The 16832-nt window shown below is 62.9% G+C and carries 15 protein-coding genes; 13 read left to right on the plus strand and 2 right to left on the minus strand.

The genetic code is table 11. From position 1 onward, the window contains the following. Positions 1-82 precede the first annotated feature (82 nt). Genes lptF through rsmA form a run of 6 tightly spaced genes read left to right on the plus strand, consistent with a single transcriptional unit; the run spans position 83 to position 7469 of the window. The gene (lptF, locus tag TR61_RS14115; RefSeq protein WP_050930984.1) at positions 83-1204 is read left to right on the plus strand and encodes an LPS export ABC transporter permease LptF; all 1122 of its coding nucleotides are present in this window, start codon (positions 83-85) and stop codon (positions 1202-1204) included. Then, positions 1201-2298 (plus strand): LPS export ABC transporter permease LptG, encoded by a 1098-nt coding sequence (gene lptG / locus TR61_RS14120; protein ID WP_050930959.1) that lies wholly within the window; start codon positions 1201-1203, stop codon positions 2296-2298. The genes lptF and lptG overlap by 4 nt, the downstream gene beginning before the upstream one ends. Beyond that, positions 2298-4436, plus strand: a complete 2139-nt coding sequence (locus TR61_RS14125) for an LPS-assembly protein LptD (protein WP_050930961.1) — start codon at positions 2298-2300, stop codon at positions 4434-4436. Before lptG ends, TR61_RS14125 begins: the two co-directional genes overlap by 1 nt. Next, entirely contained in the window at positions 4424-5668 is a 1245-nt protein-coding gene (locus TR61_RS14130; RefSeq protein ID WP_050930963.1) for a peptidylprolyl isomerase, read from the plus strand. Before TR61_RS14125 ends, TR61_RS14130 begins: the two co-directional genes overlap by 13 nt. Beyond that, positions 5665-6633 (plus strand): 4-hydroxythreonine-4-phosphate dehydrogenase PdxA, encoded by a 969-nt coding sequence (gene pdxA / locus TR61_RS14135; protein ID WP_050930965.1) that lies wholly within the window; start codon positions 5665-5667, stop codon positions 6631-6633. The genes TR61_RS14130 and pdxA overlap by 4 nt, the downstream gene beginning before the upstream one ends. Continuing rightward, entirely contained in the window at positions 6630-7469 is an 840-nt protein-coding gene (gene rsmA, locus TR61_RS14140; protein WP_050930967.1) for a 16S rRNA (adenine(1518)-N(6)/adenine(1519)-N(6))-dimethyltransferase RsmA, read from the plus strand. Before pdxA ends, rsmA begins: the two co-directional genes overlap by 4 nt. A gap of 50 nt (positions 7470-7519) precedes the next feature. On the opposite strand, the gene TR61_RS14145 is transcribed toward rsmA, so the two are convergent. Continuing rightward, complete coding sequence (locus TR61_RS14145) at positions 7520-8782, minus strand: MFS transporter (RefSeq protein ID WP_050930971.1); 1263 nt, start codon at positions 8780-8782, stop codon at positions 7520-7522. Positions 8783-8907: 125 nt separating this feature from the next. Beyond that, positions 8908-10005 carry a PQQ-dependent sugar dehydrogenase gene (locus tag TR61_RS14150; RefSeq protein WP_157440920.1) on the minus strand — a complete coding sequence of 366 codons (1098 nt, stop codon included), beginning with the start codon at positions 10003-10005 and terminating at the stop codon, positions 8908-8910. A gap of 165 nt (positions 10006-10170) precedes the next feature. Between TR61_RS14150 and TR61_RS14155 the strand changes: the two genes are divergently transcribed. The 7 genes from TR61_RS14155 to TR61_RS14180 all read left to right on the plus strand — a co-directional run bounded on the left by TR61_RS14155 (position 10171) and on the right by TR61_RS14180 (position 16565). Further along, positions 10171-11370 (plus strand): ABC transporter substrate-binding protein, encoded by a 1200-nt coding sequence (locus TR61_RS14155; protein WP_050930973.1) that lies wholly within the window; start codon positions 10171-10173, stop codon positions 11368-11370. A 92-nt stretch (positions 11371-11462) separates the two neighbouring features. Beyond that, positions 11463-12245: an ABC transporter ATP-binding protein gene (locus TR61_RS14160; RefSeq protein ID WP_050930975.1), complete on the plus strand. Its 783-nt coding sequence runs from the start codon at positions 11463-11465 to the stop codon at positions 12243-12245. A gap of 97 nt (positions 12246-12342) precedes the next feature. Beyond that, positions 12343-13182 carry an ABC transporter ATP-binding protein gene (locus TR61_RS14165; RefSeq protein WP_082181975.1) on the plus strand — a complete coding sequence of 280 codons (840 nt, stop codon included), beginning with the start codon at positions 12343-12345 and terminating at the stop codon, positions 13180-13182. Between the two features lie 3 nt (positions 13183-13185). Next, positions 13186-13563: a hypothetical protein gene (locus TR61_RS19960; protein WP_157440921.1), complete on the plus strand. Its 378-nt coding sequence runs from the start codon at positions 13186-13188 to the stop codon at positions 13561-13563. Beyond that, positions 13563-14570, plus strand: coding sequence for a branched-chain amino acid ABC transporter permease (locus TR61_RS14170; RefSeq protein ID WP_050930978.1), 1008 nt, complete (start codon positions 13563-13565; stop codon positions 14568-14570). Before TR61_RS19960 ends, TR61_RS14170 begins: the two co-directional genes overlap by 1 nt. Then, a complete protein-coding gene (locus tag TR61_RS14175; protein WP_050930980.1) occupies positions 14567-15871 on the plus strand; it encodes a branched-chain amino acid ABC transporter permease in 1305 nt (434 codons plus the stop codon). Before TR61_RS14170 ends, TR61_RS14175 begins: the two co-directional genes overlap by 4 nt. Before the next feature lies 1 nt (position 15872). Then, positions 15873-16565, plus strand: a complete 693-nt coding sequence (locus TR61_RS14180) for a DUF2306 domain-containing protein (RefSeq protein ID WP_050930982.1) — start codon at positions 15873-15875, stop codon at positions 16563-16565. Positions 16566-16832 lie beyond the last annotated feature (267 nt).

The raw sequence follows: 16832 nt of genomic DNA on the forward strand, positions 1-16832 counted from the left end.
GGGTGAATAGCGGTTCCAACCGGGCGACAGTTGCAGTAGTCTTTGGCGTAATTACAGGCAAGCTTCCGGGGGGATGCTCACCGTGTCGAGATACGACAGATATGTTCTGTCGCAGCTTCTGCTGCTCTTTGGCCTGTTTTCCCTGATTCTTGTCGGTGTTTTCTGGATCAACCGCGCGGTCACCCTGTTCGACCGGCTGATCGCCGACGGGCAGTCGGCGATGGTGTTTCTGGAATTCAGCGCGCTGAGCCTGCCGAACCTTATTCGCATCGTTCTGCCCATCGCGGTTTTTGCGGCCAGCGTTTACATCACCAACCGGCTGAACAGCGAAAGCGAACTGACGGTGATGCAATCGACCGGCTGCAGCCCCTGGCGCATGGCGCGGCCCGTGCTGGTGTTCGGCCTGACCGTCGGTGTGATGATGACCATTCTCAGCCACCTGCTGCTGCCGGCGGCAACGGCGCAGCTGAAACTGCGCGAACTGGAAGTGTCGCAGAACGCCTCGGCGCGGCTGTTGAACGAAGGCACATTCCTGCACCCCTCGCCCGGCGTGACCTTCTATATCCGGTCGATCGACGAGGACGGTGCGCTCAACGACGTATTCCTGTCCGACCGCCGCAACCCGGACGAGACGCTGACCTATACCGCCCTGCGCGCCTTTCTGGTGCGCGACGAGGACAATGCCCGGCTGATCATGGTCGATGGTCTGGCGCAGCGACTGATCACCGAGACGCAAACCCTGTCGACGACGAATTTCCGCGATTTCTCCTATGACATTTCGGCGCTGATGCGCAGTGCGGCCACACCGGGGCGAGGGATCCGCGAACTGGGCTCATGGGAACTGCTGACCGACGCAGACGGTCTGGCGTCGCGCGAAGGCTTCCGGCCCGGCGACTTGGCCGAAGAGCTGCATCTGCGCTTTGCGCGCGCCCTGATTTGCGTCGCCGTGGCGCTGATCGGGTTTTCGGCGCTGCAGATCGGCGCCTTTTCGCGGTTTGGCGTGTGGCGGCAGATCCTTATGGCGGTGTTCGTGCTGATCGTGCTTGAGATGCTGCGGGGGATCGTATCGGAACCGGTACTTGCCGATGCGCGTAAATGGCCGCTGATCTATCTGCCCGCACTGCTTGGCATGGTCATAGCGGCGGTGTTCCTGTGGCTGGCGGCCCATCCTGTCGTCAGGCGACGGGCCGAGGTGACGCCATGATCCTGCATCTGTATTTCGCGCGGCGGTTCCTGTTCAGCTTCTTCAGCGTGATGGCGGCCTTCCTGACCATCCTGATGCTGGTCGATCTGATCGAACAGGTGCGCGATTTCGAAGGGCTGGATGTCAGCTTCGCGCAGATGATGCAGATTGTCCTGCTGAACGCACCCACGGCCATTTCCGAGATCCTGCCGCTGATCATGATCCTGGCCACCGTGGCCTTGTTCGTGTCGCTGGCCCGCTCAAGCGAACTGGTGGTGACCCGCGCCGCCGGGCGATCAGGGCTCAGGGCGCTTCTTGCGCCGATTGCCGTTGCCCTGGTGATCGGCATTATCGCGGTGACAATGCTGAACCCGATTGTCGCGGCCACGTCGGCCCAGTCCGAACGGCTGAGCGAGTTGTACCGCACCGGCGATACCTCGGCGCTGTCGATCTCGGAAGAAGGGTTGTGGCTGCGCCAGGGCAGTTCGCGCGGCCAGACGGTGATCCATGCCGAACGCTACAGTGCCGAGGGCGGGATCCTCTATAACGTCACGTTCCTGGCCTATGACCGCGAGGGCGGCCCCGTGCGGCGGATCGAGGCCGGATCGGCCCGGCTGATCGACGGGGCCTGGTCGATGCGCGCGGCGAAGGTCTGGACCTTGCGCGCGGGCCTCAACCCCGAGGCAACTGCTGCGGAACACGCCACGCTGCAGCTTCCCTCGACCCTGACACAGGAGCGGATCCGCGAAACCCTGTCGAACCCGCACGGCATTTCGATCTGGGATCTGACCGGCACCATCGCGCAGCTGGAACAGGCGGGCTTTTCCACCAAGCGCCATCAGGTCTGGCTGCATTCGGAACTGGCGCGGCCTTTGTTCCTGATGGCGATGGTATTGGTTGCGGCGGCCTTCACCATGCGCCATACGAGGTCAGGGGGCACCGGGATTGCGGTGCTTGTGGCTGTTTTACTGGGTTTCGGTTTGCACTTCATTCGGAACTTCGCACAGGTGCTGGGCGAGAATGGGCAGCTGCCCATCCTTCTGGCCAGCTGGGCACCGCCGATGGCGGCCCTGTTGCTGGCCATAGGCCTTCTTCTGCATACGGAGGATGGCTGATGCGGCACGCGCTGTGGTCTGCGCTTCTTGCAGCCCTTCTGGGGCTGGCCCCAATGGCCGTGCAGGCGCAACCCGCCGATGAGACCACCGAGCCCGAACCCGCCGTCCTGATCGCCGACCGCGTGTCGGTCACACCCGATGGCCGCCTGATCGCCGAGGGCAATGTCGAAGCCTATCAGGGTCAGCAGAAGATCACCGCCCGGCGCATCACCTATGACCGCGAGACCGCCACGCTTGAGATCGAAGGCCGGATCCGCCTGACTGACGGGCCCGATGTGGTGATCCTGGCCGATCAGGCGCAGCTGGACCGCGACATGCAAAACGGGCTGATGCGCGGCGCGCGGATGGTGCTGAACCAGCAATTGCAACTGGCCTCGCTTGAGCTGAAGCGCACGAACGGGCGGTATTCGCAGCTTTACAAGACCGCCGTCACCTCCTGCCATGTCTGCGCCGACGGACGCGCGCCGCTCTGGCAGATCCGGGCGCGGCGGGTGGTGCATGACCAGCAGGAAAAGCAGCTTTACTTCGATGACGCGCAATTCCGGGTGCTGGATGTGCCCATCTTCTATCTGCCGCGCCTGCGCCTGCCGGACCCGACGCTGGACAGGGCCACCGGGTTCCTGATCCCGTCGCTGCGCACCACCTCGCAGCTCAGCACCGGGGTCAAGATCCCCTATTTCATCCGGCTGGGCGATCACGCCGACCTGACGCTGGCGCCCTACCTGTCATCACGCACGCGCACGCTGGATTTCCGGTATCGCCAGGCCTTTACCCGTGGCCGCATCGCCTTTGAAGGCGCCTATACCCGCGACGATCTGATCCCCGGCCAGATGCGCGGGTACCTGTTTGGCGCGGGCGGCTTTGCGCTCAGCCGCGGCTATGAGCTGACCTTCGATATCGAATGGGCCAGCGACAACGCCTATCTGATCGACTATGGCCTGGACGATAAGGACCGGCTGGACAGCGAAGTGGCCCTGACCCGCACAAGGCGCAACAGCTTCACCCGCGCGGCGATCATCCATTACCAGTCCCTGCGCGATGGTGAGGACGAAAGCCTGATCCCCACGGTCGTGTTCGACGGCACCTATATGCGCCGGTTCTTCCCCGACCGCATGGGCGGTGAGCTGCGGCTGAGCACCTTCGCCCATGCCCATCGCCGGGGATCGAGCCTGGATGCGGTGGGCCGCGATGTCAGCCGCCTGACGGCCGAGGCCACCTGGCTGCGCGACTGGGTTTTTGCCTCGGGCCTGCGGGCGGATGTGCAAATGGGCTTTACCGCCGATCTTTATGACATTCGCCAAGACACGGCCTTCCCCGACACGCTCAGCCGGTTTACCCCCCATGGCGCAGTCACACTCCGCCTGCCAATGACCCGGCAGTTCGGCGGCGCCTCGCATTTCCTGGAGCCCATCGTGCAAGTGGGCTGGAGCAATGTGACGGGCGACGCGATCCCTAATGAGGAAAGCCGCTTTGTCGAATTTGATCAGGGCAACCTGCTGGCCTTGTCGCGCTTTCCCGCCCCGGATGTGCGCGAAGACGGCCCGCGGATCGCATATGGCGTGAACTATGCCCGCTATGGCCAGGACTGGCAGGCGAACCTGACGCTGGGCCAGATCATCCGCGATCAGGCCCAGCCGGGCTTTTCGGCCACATCAGGCCTGTCGGGCGATATCTCGGATGTCCTGCTGGCCGGTCAGATCAAATCCACCGCGGGGCTGGATCTGACGGCGCGCACCATCTTTGACGACAGCCTGGATCTGTCCAAGGCCGAGTTTCGCGGCATGTGGAGCGATGACGACTTTGCCCTTGGCGGCAGCTACCTCTGGCTGAAGGCCGATGCCGCCGAAGGGCGCGCGCAGGATATTTCCGAAGTCTATCTGGACGGGGCCTACAAGGTGAACGCTTACTGGACCGCCTCGGCCAGTTGGCGATATGATCTGGCCGACACCCGACCCGCCACGGCAGGTTTGAGCCTGACCTATAAAAACGAATGCGTTGAAGTGGACCTTTCGCTGAACAGACGCTTTACTTCGTCAACAAGTGTTGAGCCGACGACCGATTTCGGCTTTACCATCGCCCTACGCGGCTTCAGCGCATCAAATGGAACAGAAAGTTACGTGCGATCATGCAATTCTTGAGCAGTCTGACCCGAAAATCCGCGCGACAAGCGGCAACGGCAGTAATGGCGGCAACCCTGACCCTGGGCATGCCGGGCGCCTGGGCGCAAAGCCTGTTTTCACCCGCCATCACGGTGAATGAAAACGCCATCACCTATTACGAATTGGAGCAGCGGCTGGCCTTCCTGCAGCTTCTGGGCGCCCCAGGCGCCACCGAAGACGGCGTGCGCGAGGTGCTGATCAACGAACATCTGCAGGAAAACGCCTATCGCGCCGCAGGGATCGAACCGACCGAGGAAGAGATCGAAGCCGGCATGACGCAATTCGCCTCGCGCGCGCAGCTGTCCTCCGAGGAATTTATCCGCGCCCTGCAGCAAGGCGGTGTCGAACCCCAGACCTTCCGCACTTTTGTGGAAAACGGTGTGGGCTGGGGCCAGCTGATCCGCGCCCGGTTCCTGAGCCAGGCCCGCCCGACGGACGATGAAATCGACCGTGCGCTGGCCGATGATGGCGGCGCGGGCGGCGTGCGCGTGCTTCTGTCCGAAGTGATCATCCCCATCACCCCGGAAACCCTGGACGAGGTGCGCGCGCTGGCCGACCGGATCTCGCAACTGGACACGACGGCGGCCTTTTCGGCAGAGGCGCGGCGCTATTCCGCGACGCAGACCGCGCCCAATGGCGGGCGGATGAACTGGATGCCCATTTCCAACCTGCCGCCGCAGCTGCGCCCGCAGATCCTGGCGCTGTCGCCCGGTGAGGTGACCGATCCGATCAACCTGCCCAATGCCATCGCGCTGTTCCAGCTGCGCGATATCGAGGAACTGCCCACCTCTGCCCCCAGCTATTCGGCGATTGAATACGCGGCCTATTACATCCCCGGCGGTCGCAGCGAAGCCGGCCTGCGCGAAGCGGCCGACATCGCCGCGCGGGTCGACACCTGCGATGACCTTTACGGTGTGGCCAAGGGCCAGCCCGAAGAGGTTCTGGAGCGCGGCAGCCGCGCGCCCTCGGAAATCCCGCAGGATGTGGCGCTGGAACTGGCCAAGCTGGATGAAAACGAGGTGTCCTATGCCCTGACCCGTGCGGACGGGCAAACGCTGGTTTTCCTGATGCTCTGCGGCCGTACCGCCGAACTGAACGAGGAAGCCACCCGCGAACAGGTGGCCAACGCGTTGTTGCAGCAGCGGCTGAATGCCTTTGCGACCTCCTATCTTGATCAGCTGCGCGCCGACGCCCTGATCATCGAAAGATGAATCCGGCGCCCATCGCGCTCAGCTGTGGCGATCCGGCGGGGATCGGCCCGGAAATTGCGGTGAAAGCCTGGCAGGCGCTGGGCGGTGAGGTGCCGTTTGTCTGGCTGGGCGATCCGCGCCACCTGCCGGACGGGACCCTGTTCGAGGAAATCGACAGCCCCGCGGATGCGGTCGACGTGATGCCCCGCGCCTTTCCGGTTCTGGCCCATCGCTTTGCCCGTCCGGCGCAACCGGGCGTTCCGGACATGGAAAATGCCCAGGGTGTGATCGACGTTCTGAAACATGCCGTGGCGCTGGTGCAGACAGGTCAGGCCTCGGCCCTGACCACGGCGCCGATCTCGAAACAGGTGCTGATCGACGGGGCGGGCTTTGCCTATCCCGGCCATACGGAGTTTCTGGCGGCCCTTGCCGGCGTCGATCACGTTGTGATGATGCTGGCGGGCCCGCAACTGCGCGTGGTGCCCGCCACGATCCACATCCCGCTGGCCGAGGTGCCGCATGCCCTGACCCCGGATGTGCTGCGCGCCACCATCGATATCACCACGCGCGCGCTGCAGCAGTTCTTCGGCATCCCCCATCCGCGCATCGCCGTGGCGGGGCTGAACCCCCATGCGGGCGAAGGCGGCAAGCTGGGGCATGAGGAAACCACGTGGATCGCGCGTCTTCTCAATGAACTGCCGCAGGAGGATCGCAGCATCAAGGGCCCCCTGCCCGCCGACACGATGTTTCATGCAGCCGCGCGCGCCACCTATGACGTGGCCATCGCCATGTATCACGATCAGGCTCTGATCCCGATCAAGACGCTGGATTTCGACCGCGGCGTGAATGTGACGCTGGGCCTGCCGTTCATCCGCACCTCCCCCGATCATGGCACGGCATTTGATATCGCGGGCCAGGGCATCGCCAATCCCACCAGCCTGATCGAAGCCCTGCGGCTGGCCCACAACATGGCGCAGACGCGATGAGCGGGATCGACAACTTGCCGCCCCTGCGCGATGTCATCGCGACCCATGGGCTGAATGCGCGCAAATCGCTGGGTCAGAACTTCCTGCTGGATCTGAACCTGACGGCCAAGATCGCGCGGCAGGCGGGCGATCTCACCCGGGCCGATGTGCTGGAGATCGGCCCCGGCCCCGGCGGGCTGACACGGGGCTTGCTGGCGTCCGGGGCGCGCAAGGTGCTGGCCATCGAGAAGGACAGCCGTTGCATCCCCGCGCTGGAGGAGATCGCCGCCGCCTATCCCGGCCGCCTGCAGGTGATCGAGGGCGACGCGCTGGAGGTCGATCCGCTGGCCCATCTGACCCCGCCCATCCGGGTGGTGGCGAACCTGCCTTACAATGTGGGCACCGAACTTCTGGTGCGCTGGCTGAACCCGCCCGACTGGCCGCCCTTCTGGCAAAGCCTGACGCTGATGTTCCAGCGCGAAGTGGCAGACCGCATCGTAGCCCAGCCCGGATCGAAGGCCTATGGCAGGCTGGCCGTGCTGGCCCAATGGCGGGCCGAGGCGCGGATTGTCATGTCCCTGCCGCCCGGGGCCTTCACGCCGCCGCCCAAGGTCTCCAGCGCGGTGGTGCATCTGACGGCCCTGCCCGAGCCGCGATACCCGGCTGATCCCGGCGTTCTGTCGCGCGTCGTGGCCGCCGCCTTCAACCAGCGCCGCAAGATGCTGCGGGCCGCACTGAAGGGACTGGCGCCTGACATTGAAGACCGTCTGAACGCAGCCGGCATCGCGCCCACGGACCGCGCCGAACAGGTGCCTCTGGAAAGGTTCTGTGCACTGGCCCGGGAACTCGCGGGGTAAGCCGCTTCGAAGCGGCTTGCCCAAGCGTTTTCGAAAACGCTTGGTTGCGCTCAGGGTTGAACCTGTGGTCCCTCTGGCCCCGCGAAGGGATCCGGCCCACTCCGTTCGATCGCCACGCGCGCCTGACCCAGCCGGGGATGCAGCCTGCGCCCCAGCGCCCAGGCCAGAAACAGCGGCACGCTGCCTGCCACGAAAACCCCCGCCACGGGCCAGAAGACCAGCACCACCCACGCGCCCCCGGGCGTCAGAATGCCCGACACATCGCGGAAACTGGAATAGACCGCTGACATCTCGGTCCGTTCCGAGGGCTTGACCGCCAGCAGAAACGGCAGCCCGCCGCAGACATCCAGCAGGATCAGGAACAGCGACCCGGCCATCAGGCTCAGCACCGCCAGCACGGGCCAGCCATTCAACAGCCCCGCCAGCAGGAAAAACAGACCTGCCATGAAAAACCCCGCCCGCACCGCCGTGCGGACCGAGCTTTTCTGCACAAAGCGCAGCATCACAGGGGCCAGAAACAGCGCGCCATTGGTCAGCGAAAGGGCGATCCCGCCCACCTGATCGCCCAGACCGGATTCAACCGCATAGATCGGCAGGTACACCACATAGACCCACCAGCCACAGGACCGGATCACCGCGAATAGCCAGCCGGTGATCAGCCGGGGCTGCGCGAAAAAGCGCGGGAAATACCCGAACGGGTTCGCTGGCGGCGCGCGGCGTTTGGTGATCAGGCGGCCATTGCCCAGCCGCATCGCCGCAAAGACCACCAGCATGGCAAAGGCCGCCGCGGCCGCCACCAGAAACGGCGCGGGCGCCCACCAGCCATAAAGATAAACCCCCAGAAGCGGCCCCACCGTCCAGCCAAGCGCCGAGTAGAAGAGCCGCGATGTCTCGAACCGGCCCAGCTCCAGCTTGGCCACGTAATCCAGCACATAGGCGTTGAAACAGACGAATGTGGTGACCACAGCGAAGGTGATCAGCGACAGCCCCGCGATCACGGCGGCGGGCGTGGCCAGGGTGCTGAAAAGCGCCCCTGCGACAAACATCGACGCCCCCACCCCATAGACCCAGTGGCGCGGCACGAAGCGGATGACAAAAGGCACCAGAAGACCGATCAGGAGCGAGGCGAGGCCCACTGCAAAGTAAACCTCGGAGACGACGCGGGCATCCTGCAGCACGTGGTACATCAGAAGCGGGAAGACCGAAATCAGGATGCCGCGGGCTATCGCCTCGATCCCCGCCAGCACGGCAAAGCCCCGCACGCTGGGTGCGGGGGCGTGGCGCAGCCATTCGGGGATCCGTCTTTCGTGCATTGCAGGCGCTTTACTTTACTGCGCCGACTCAAGTCGGTTTTGCCTGCCCTGTCCGTCCCAGTTACGACCCTATGTCGTTTCCGGCCCTCCGTTCGGGCCGGGTATAAGCGGTTTCGAAACCGCTTTTACCCCGGTGTCATCCGGTACACCGCCCCGTCACCCACAGACAAAAACCAGATCGCGCCATCCGGGGCTTCGACAATATCGCGCACGCGGCCTGTCTCGGGCCCCTCGATCTGATGGATCTCGCGCAGCGGCCGCCCGTCCAGCACCGCGATATAGTTGAGTTTCAGGCTGCCCACGAAGATATGGCCCGCCCATCGCGGCCAGAGCTTGCCGGAATAGACCAGCAGACCCGATGGCGCCATCGACGGATCCCAATAGAATTGCGGTTGCTCCATCCCGTCTTTCGCGGTGCCCTCGCCGATCTGGCCGCCGCTGTAGTGCACGCCGTAGGAAATCACCGGCCAGCCGAAATTGGCCCCCTTGCGGATCAGGTTCACCTCATCCCCGCCGCGCGCGCCATGTTCGGCGGTCCAGAGCCTGCCATTCAGATCCAGCCCCGCGCCCTGCGGGTTGCGGTGGCCGTATGACCAGATCTCGGGCCGGATACCGGACTGGCCCACAAAGGGATTGTCGCGCGGCACCGATCCGTCGCGATTGACGCGCACGATGGTGCCGTTGTGGTTCGAGCGGTCCTGAGCCGAGGGCCGCTCCCCCCGGTCACCGATGGTGACAAAGAGCGTGCCATCGGCCCCCTCAACCACGCGGGAACCGAAATGCCGCCCGCCGGAAAAACCGGGTGCCGCGGCGAAGAGCTCGCGCAGGTTTTCCAGCCGCGCGCCATCCTCGCTGAGCCGCGCGATGGCAAGCGCTGTCCCGGCGCCACCGCGCTGCGGCTTGGCATAGGTCAGAAAGATCTCGCGCGTCCGGGCAAAATCGCGGGCGATGGTGACATCCAGAAGCCCGCCCTGCCCGCGCGCCGCCACACGCGGTGTGCCCGAGACCTCGCTCACCTGCCCTTGCGCCACATAAAGCAGCCGCCCCTCGCGTTCGGTGACCAGAAAGCTTTCGTCCGGCAGAATGCCGATCGCCCAGGGCGTGTCCAGCCCGCCCACCATCCGCTCGATCCTCAGATCGCCGGAGCCGGTTGCCAGCACCTGCGCCGCCAGACCCAACGGAACCAGCCAGATTACCACCGAAAGCATCACAAGCACACGCATCAGACCCTCCATCACAACACTTGCTTTCAGATAAGCTATCCGCCGGATTTTTCGACCGTAAAGCCGAGTTGCCGGCAGGAGTTTACCTAGCGTGAACTCTTTTCTTTCCTGACGATTTTGATAGGTTGTCCGGCGAACGAATACGTTCCAACTAGGGAGTACCTTATGAAAAAGCTGCTGACGGCCACTGCGGCCACTGCATTGATGGCCAGCACCGCATTTGCGGGTGGCCATGCCAAGGAAGTCAAAATCGGCATCATCCTTGGCTTTACCGGCCCGATTGAATCGCTGACGCCTTCGATGGCCGATGGCGCCGAACTGGCCATGAAAGAAGTTACCGAAAGCGGTCTGCTGCTGGATGCGGCCACCGTGACGCCGGTGCGCGCGGATTCCACCTGCGTGGATGCCGGTGCGGCCACTGCCGCGGCCGAACGTCTGATCACCTCGGATGGCGTCAAGGGCATCATGGGCGCGGATTGCTCGGGTGTGACCGGCGCGATCCTGCAGAACGTCGCTGTGCCCAACGGCATCGTGATGATCTCGCCCTCGGCCACAAGCCCGGGCCTGAGCCACGCCAATAACGAAGACAACGGCCTGTTCTTCCGCACCGCCCCGTCGGATGCGCGTCAGGGCGTCGTGATGACCGAAGTGCTGATGGAAGAAGGCATCAAGGAAGTCGCCGTCACCTATACCAACAACGACTACGGCAAGGGTCTGGCCGACAGCTTCCAGGCCGCGTTCGAGGCCGCTGGTGGCACCGTGACCATCAACGCCGCCCACGAAGACGGTAAGGCCGACTATTCGGCTGAAGTCGGCGCGCTGGCTGCGGCTGGCGGTGAGCGTCTGGTGGTTGCCGGTTACGTCGATCAGGGCGGTTCGGGCATTGTCCGCGCGGCGCTGGATGCCGGTGCGTTCGAAACCTTCCACTTCCCCGATGGCATGATCGGCCAGGCGCTGCAGGACAATTTCGGCGACGAAATCGAAGGCTCCACCGGTCAGCACCCTGGCACCGACAGCCCCGGCGCGGCCAAGTTCGCCGAGATGGTGGGCGACGCGTTTGACGCAACCTCGCCCTTCACGCCGGAAAGCTATGACGCGGCGGCGCTGATCATGCTGGCCATGCAGGCCGCAGGTTCGATGGAGCCGGGCGATTACAAAGAGCACGTCATGGATGTTGCCAACGCGCCGGGCGAGCAGATCTTCCCCGGTGAACTGGCCAAGGCGCTGCAGATCCTGAAGGACGGCGGTGACATTGACTATGTCGGCGCAACTGCCGTCGAACTGATCGGCCCAGGTGAATCCGCAGGCAACTATCGCCAGATCGTCATCGAAGGTGGCGAAATCACCACGGCGAAGTACCGTTAATCTGATATATGTCAGACAAGACGGCCCGAACCTTGCTGTTCGGGCCGTTTCTCTATCATAGATAGGGATATCGTGGATTTTGGGGGTACGCGATGATCGTCGTTGAAGACGTCCACAAGCATTTTGGCGGCTTTCACGCCGTGGATGGCGCCACACTGTCGATTGCCGAGAAATCAATCACCGGGCTGATCGGCCCCAATGGCGCGGGAAAAACCACGCTGTTCAACGTGATCGCGGGGGTTCTGAAACCGACCTCGGGCCGTGTCACGATGCTGGGCGAGGATATCACCGGCCTTACGCCGCATGAGCTGTTTCACAAGGGCCTTCTGCGCACCTTCCAGATCGCGCATGAGTTTTCATCCATGACCTGCCGGGAAAACCTGATGATGGTGCCGGGCGCGCAATCGGGCGAGACACTGTGGAACACATGGTTCGGGCGCAAGCGCATCGCCGATGAGGAACGCGCGCTGCGCGCCAAGGCCGATGAGGTGCTGGAGTTTCTGACCATCGAACATCTGGCCGATCACAAGGCGGGTCAGGTCTCGGGCGGGCAGAAGAAGCTGCTGGAGCTGGGCCGGACCATGATGGTAGATGCAAAGATCGTGTTTCTGGACGAGGTCGGCGCGGGGGTGAACCGCACGCTTCTGAACACCATTGGCGACGCGATCCTGCAGCTGAACCGCGAGCGCGGTTATACGTTCGTCGTGATCGAACATGACATGGATTTCATCGGCAAGATCTGCGACCCGGTCATCTGTATGGCCGAAGGCAAAGTGCTGGCCGAAGGCACGCTGGACGAGATCAAGGCCAATGAACAGGTGATCGAGGCCTATCTGGGCACCGGCCTTAAGAACAAGGACAAGGTGGGCGCATGAGGATGTTTCGTACAGGCGGCACCCGTCCGACCGAGGTGGGGGCGCTGCCCCCACACCCCCGGGGTATTTCCAACCAGAAAGAAGCAGGGGAGCGGAGATGAGCGACACCCCGCAAGACGACAACCCGTATCACAACGATCGGGGCAACAAGGATCGCACGATCACCAATCCCAAGGGCGCAGGGACGATGACGCCCTCACCCGGAACGAAAAAGGGCATGAACACATCCGAGGCCTTTCTGATCGGCGATACGATGACCGGCGGCTATGGCAAGGGGCCGGATATCCTGCATGACTGCACCGTGGCGGTGAATCCCGGCGAGATTGCCGTGATCGTGGGCCCCAATGGCGCGGGCAAATCCACCGCGATGAAGGCGATCTTCGGGATGCTGGATGTGCGCCAGGGCTCGGTCCGGCTGGATGGGGAGGATATCACCGACCTTTCGCCCCAGGCGCGGGTGGTCAAGGGGATGGGCTTTGTGCCGCAAACCTCGAACATCTTCACGTCGATGACGGTGGAAGAGAACCTTGAGATGGGGGCCTTCATCCGCAAGGACGACATCTCAGGGACCATGGCGCAGGTTTATGACCTGTTCCCGATCCTGAAGGAAAAGCGCCATCAGGCGGCTGGAGAGCTGTCGGGCGGCCAACGTCAACAGGTGGCCGTGGGCCGCGCGCTGATGACCCAGCCAAAGGTGTTGATGCTGGACGAGCCCACCGCGGGCGTGTCGCCCATCGTGATGGATGAGCTCTTTGACCGCATCATCGAGGTGGCGCGCACCGGTATTCCGATCCTGATGGTGGAACAGAACGCCCGTCAGGCTTTGGAGATCGCCGACAAGGGGTACGTGCTGGTGCAGGGGCGCAATGCCTATACCGGCACGGGCAAGGAACTTCTGGCCGATCCGGAAGTCCGCAAGAGTTTCTTGGGGGGGTGACCGATGAACCAAAGCTTGGCAGTTCTTGCTCTATTGATGACCATGCAAGCGGATACAGCTGCGGCCGGTTCAATACGTTTTCAATGCTTGTACCATTTCGCCTGTAGCAAGTTTGGAGACTGTGGATCAGCTGACTTTACTCTTGAATTTGTAATCGACTCAACGACCAAGCGAGCAGTGCTGATCGGAAACAATGGCTTGGCTACTGTACAAGCTTATGAAGGAGCAAATTCTGTGACTTTTTTGGAAGCCTTGGCATCCGGTGCAGTACAAACGACAACTATCGCAGACGATGGTTCTTCGGTTCACAGTCGGCACACAATCATCGGTGAAAATATTAGCAATAGCCAATTTATTGGTACTTGCACGGTGGGTCAGTAATGGATTTTCTCAATGCCTTTGTGGCGCTTTCCAACTTCGTTCTGATCCCGGCCATCGCCTATGGCAGCCAGTTGGCGCTTGGCGCGCTTGGGGTCACGCTGATCTATGGGATCCTGCGATTTTCGAACTTCGCCCATGGCGACACCATGGCCTTTGGCGCGATGGTGACGATCCTGATCACCTGGTGGATGCAGTCGGTGGGGATCAGTCTGGGGCCATTGCCTACGGCGCTTCTGGCCCTGCCCTTCGGGATTCTGGGCTGTATGGCGCTGCTCCTGTTTACCGATCGCGTGGTTTACAAATTCTACCGGGTGCAAAAGGCCAAGCCTGTGATCCTTGTGATCGTGTCCATGGGTGTGATGTTCATCATGAACGGTCTGGTGCGCTTCGTGATCGGGCCGGATGACCAGCGCTTTGCCGATGGGGAACGGTTCATCATCTCGGCCCGCACCTTCCGCGAGATGACGGGGCTGAGCGAGGGGCTGGCCTTCCGCACCTCGCAAGGGATCACGATTGTCACCGCGGTGGTCGTGGTGGCGGCGCTTTTCTGGTTCCTGAACAAGACGCGCACCGGCAAATCCATGCGCGCCTATTCCGATAACGAGGATCTGGCGCTTTTGTCGGGCATCAACCCCGAACGGGTGGTGATGTATACCTGGATGCTGGTGGCGGGGCTGGCGACGATTGCGGGCGTGCTTTACGGCCTCGACAAGAGCTTCAAACCCTTCACCTATTTCCAGCTGCTGCTGCCGATCTTTGCGGCTGCCATCGTGGGCGGTCTGGGCAACCCGGTGGGTGCCATCGCAGGCGGATTCGTCATCGCCTTTTCCGAGGTGATGATCACCTATGCCTGGAAGAAGGTCGCCGGTTACCTCATCCCCGCATGGGAGCCGGAGGGGCTGGTGCAGCTTCTGTCGACCGACTACAAATTCGCGGTCAGCTTTGTGATCCTGCTGATTGTGCTGCTCTTTAAACCCACGGGCCTCTTCAAGGGGAAAGCGGTATGAACGAGACACTCAAGAACACCGGGCTTTTTGCAATTGTCGGCGTGCTGATCCTGATCACAGGATTTTCGCAAAGCTGGAACTCGGCGCTGCTGATCGTGAATATGGGCCTGATCTCGGCCATCATGGCGCTGGGGGTGAACCTGCAATGGGGCTTTGCGGGCCTGTTTAACGTGGGTGTGATGGGCTTTGTGGCCTTGGGCGGTCTGGCGGCTGTTCTGGTCTCGACCGCGCCGGTGGGCGAGGCCTGGCAGGCCGGTGGCGTCGGCATTCTCACCGCGCTGGTGATGGGGGCGGCGACGATCACGGCAACCGTGCTGGTCTATTCCAAGATGCCGGCTGGGCGGTTGCGCACCGTGGTGATCCTCGCGCTGCTGATCGGCGGGTTTTTCCTCTATCGGTCGATCTTTGATCCCTCTGTTGCCGCGGTCGAGGCGATCAACCCCGCGCAGGCGGGCAATATCGGCGGTCTGAACCTGCCCATTCTGGTGGCCTGGCCCGTGGGCGGGTTGCTGGCGGCAGGGGCTGCCTGGGTGATCGGCAAGACGGCCCTTGGTCTGCGGTCGGATTACCTGGCCATTGCCACGCTGGGCATTGCCGAGATCATCATAGCCATCCTGAAAAACGAAGACTGGCTGGCGCGTGGCGTGAAAAACGTGATCGGCCTGCCGCGGCCCGTGCCGTATGAGGTGGACCTGCAGAACGATCCGGGCTTTGTGGAAAGTGCGACCAATCTGGGGATCGACCCGGTCACGGCGTCTTCGCTTTACGTGAAGCTGGGCTATTCGCTTCTGTTCACCGCCGTTCTGGTGATCCTTCTGGTCATGGTGCAGATGGCGCTGAAAAGCCCCTGGGGCCGCATGATGCGAGCCATTCGTGACAACGAGGTGGCGGCCGAGGCGATGGGCAAAGACGTCACCGCGCGGCATTTGCAGGTCTTCATCCTGGGCTCGGCCATCTGTGGTTTGGCCGGTGCGATGATGACCACGCTTGACGGGCAACTGACACCCGGCACCTACCAGCCGCTGCGCTTTACCTTCCTTGTCTGGGTGATGGTGATCGTGGGCGGGTCGGGCAACAATTTCGGCGCCGTTCTGGGCGGTTTCCTGATCTGGTTCCTTTGGGTGCAGGTCGAACCGATTGGCCTCTTCCTGATGGAGACGATCACCGCCGGCATGGCCGATGGCAGCTGGCTGAAGGAACACCTTCTGGACAGCGCCGCGCATATGCGCCTGCTGACCATGGGTCTGATCCTGCTTCTGGTGCTGCGCTTCAGCCCGCGGGGCCTGATCCCGGAGAAATGACGTGGGCCGAACGGCTTTGCGCGATGGGCTGGCCCTTTTCGGGCTGGCCTTTCTTGCTTTTGCAGTCTGGTGGTTTGCAGCCCATGCGGTGACGCGGGGGCTGGGCGCCGTGTCGGGTGATGCAGAGGCACAAGGCCGCTTCGCGGGCAATGGTGGCCTAGGCCCGCTGGGCCTTTATCTTCACATGATCTTTGGCGGCATCATCTCTCTGTTGGCCCTTCTGCAATGGGCCGGTCCGGTGCGGCGTCGCTGGCCATTGGTGCATCGTCTATCCGGCCGCCTCGTGGCTGGCGTGGCCGCGCTGACGGCCGTGGGAGGACTGACATATATCGCGCTGGAAGGGACAATTGGCGGGCCGCAGATGTCGGCGGGCTTCACGCTTTACGGTGTGCTGATGCTGGTGGCAGCAGTGCAGGCCCCGCGCCTTGCCATGGCGGGTGGGTACACACGCCATCGCCGCTGGGCGGTGCGCTTGATCGTTCTCTGCCTCGCCTCATGGCTTTACCGGGTGCATTACGGGGTGTTCTACGCAATCCAGTGCCCGGACGATGCCGCCGCTTGCGTGCCATGGAGCACGCCCGAATTCTCAGGCCTGTTCGATCTGATCCAGAACTGGGCTTTTTATCTGCCCTACCTCATCCTTGCCGAAATCTGGTTGCGACTGACACCGAACGACCCACGAAAAGACAGATGAATGTCGCGCCTGCGCCTGATGCTGCGATGAGTTTTTTTGACCCCAAAGAAGCAGGAATGCGCCCTTGCCTCTTTGGGGTTCCAAATACCCAAAACCGGCTCAACGCCCCTTGAACAGCCCGCCAAGAATGCCCCGCACGATGCGGCGGCCCGTGGTGCCAGACAGCTCTTTGACCACCATCTTGGTCATCGCCTCCCCAAAGCTTGGCTCTGACCGGCTCTTGCGCGCGCTCGACCGGCTCACGCGCGCCCCGCTATAGCGGCGGCC

Source organism: Aestuariivita boseongensis, from assembly GCF_001262635.1.
Classification (GTDB): domain Bacteria; phylum Pseudomonadota; class Alphaproteobacteria; order Rhodobacterales; family Rhodobacteraceae; genus Aestuariivita; species Aestuariivita boseongensis.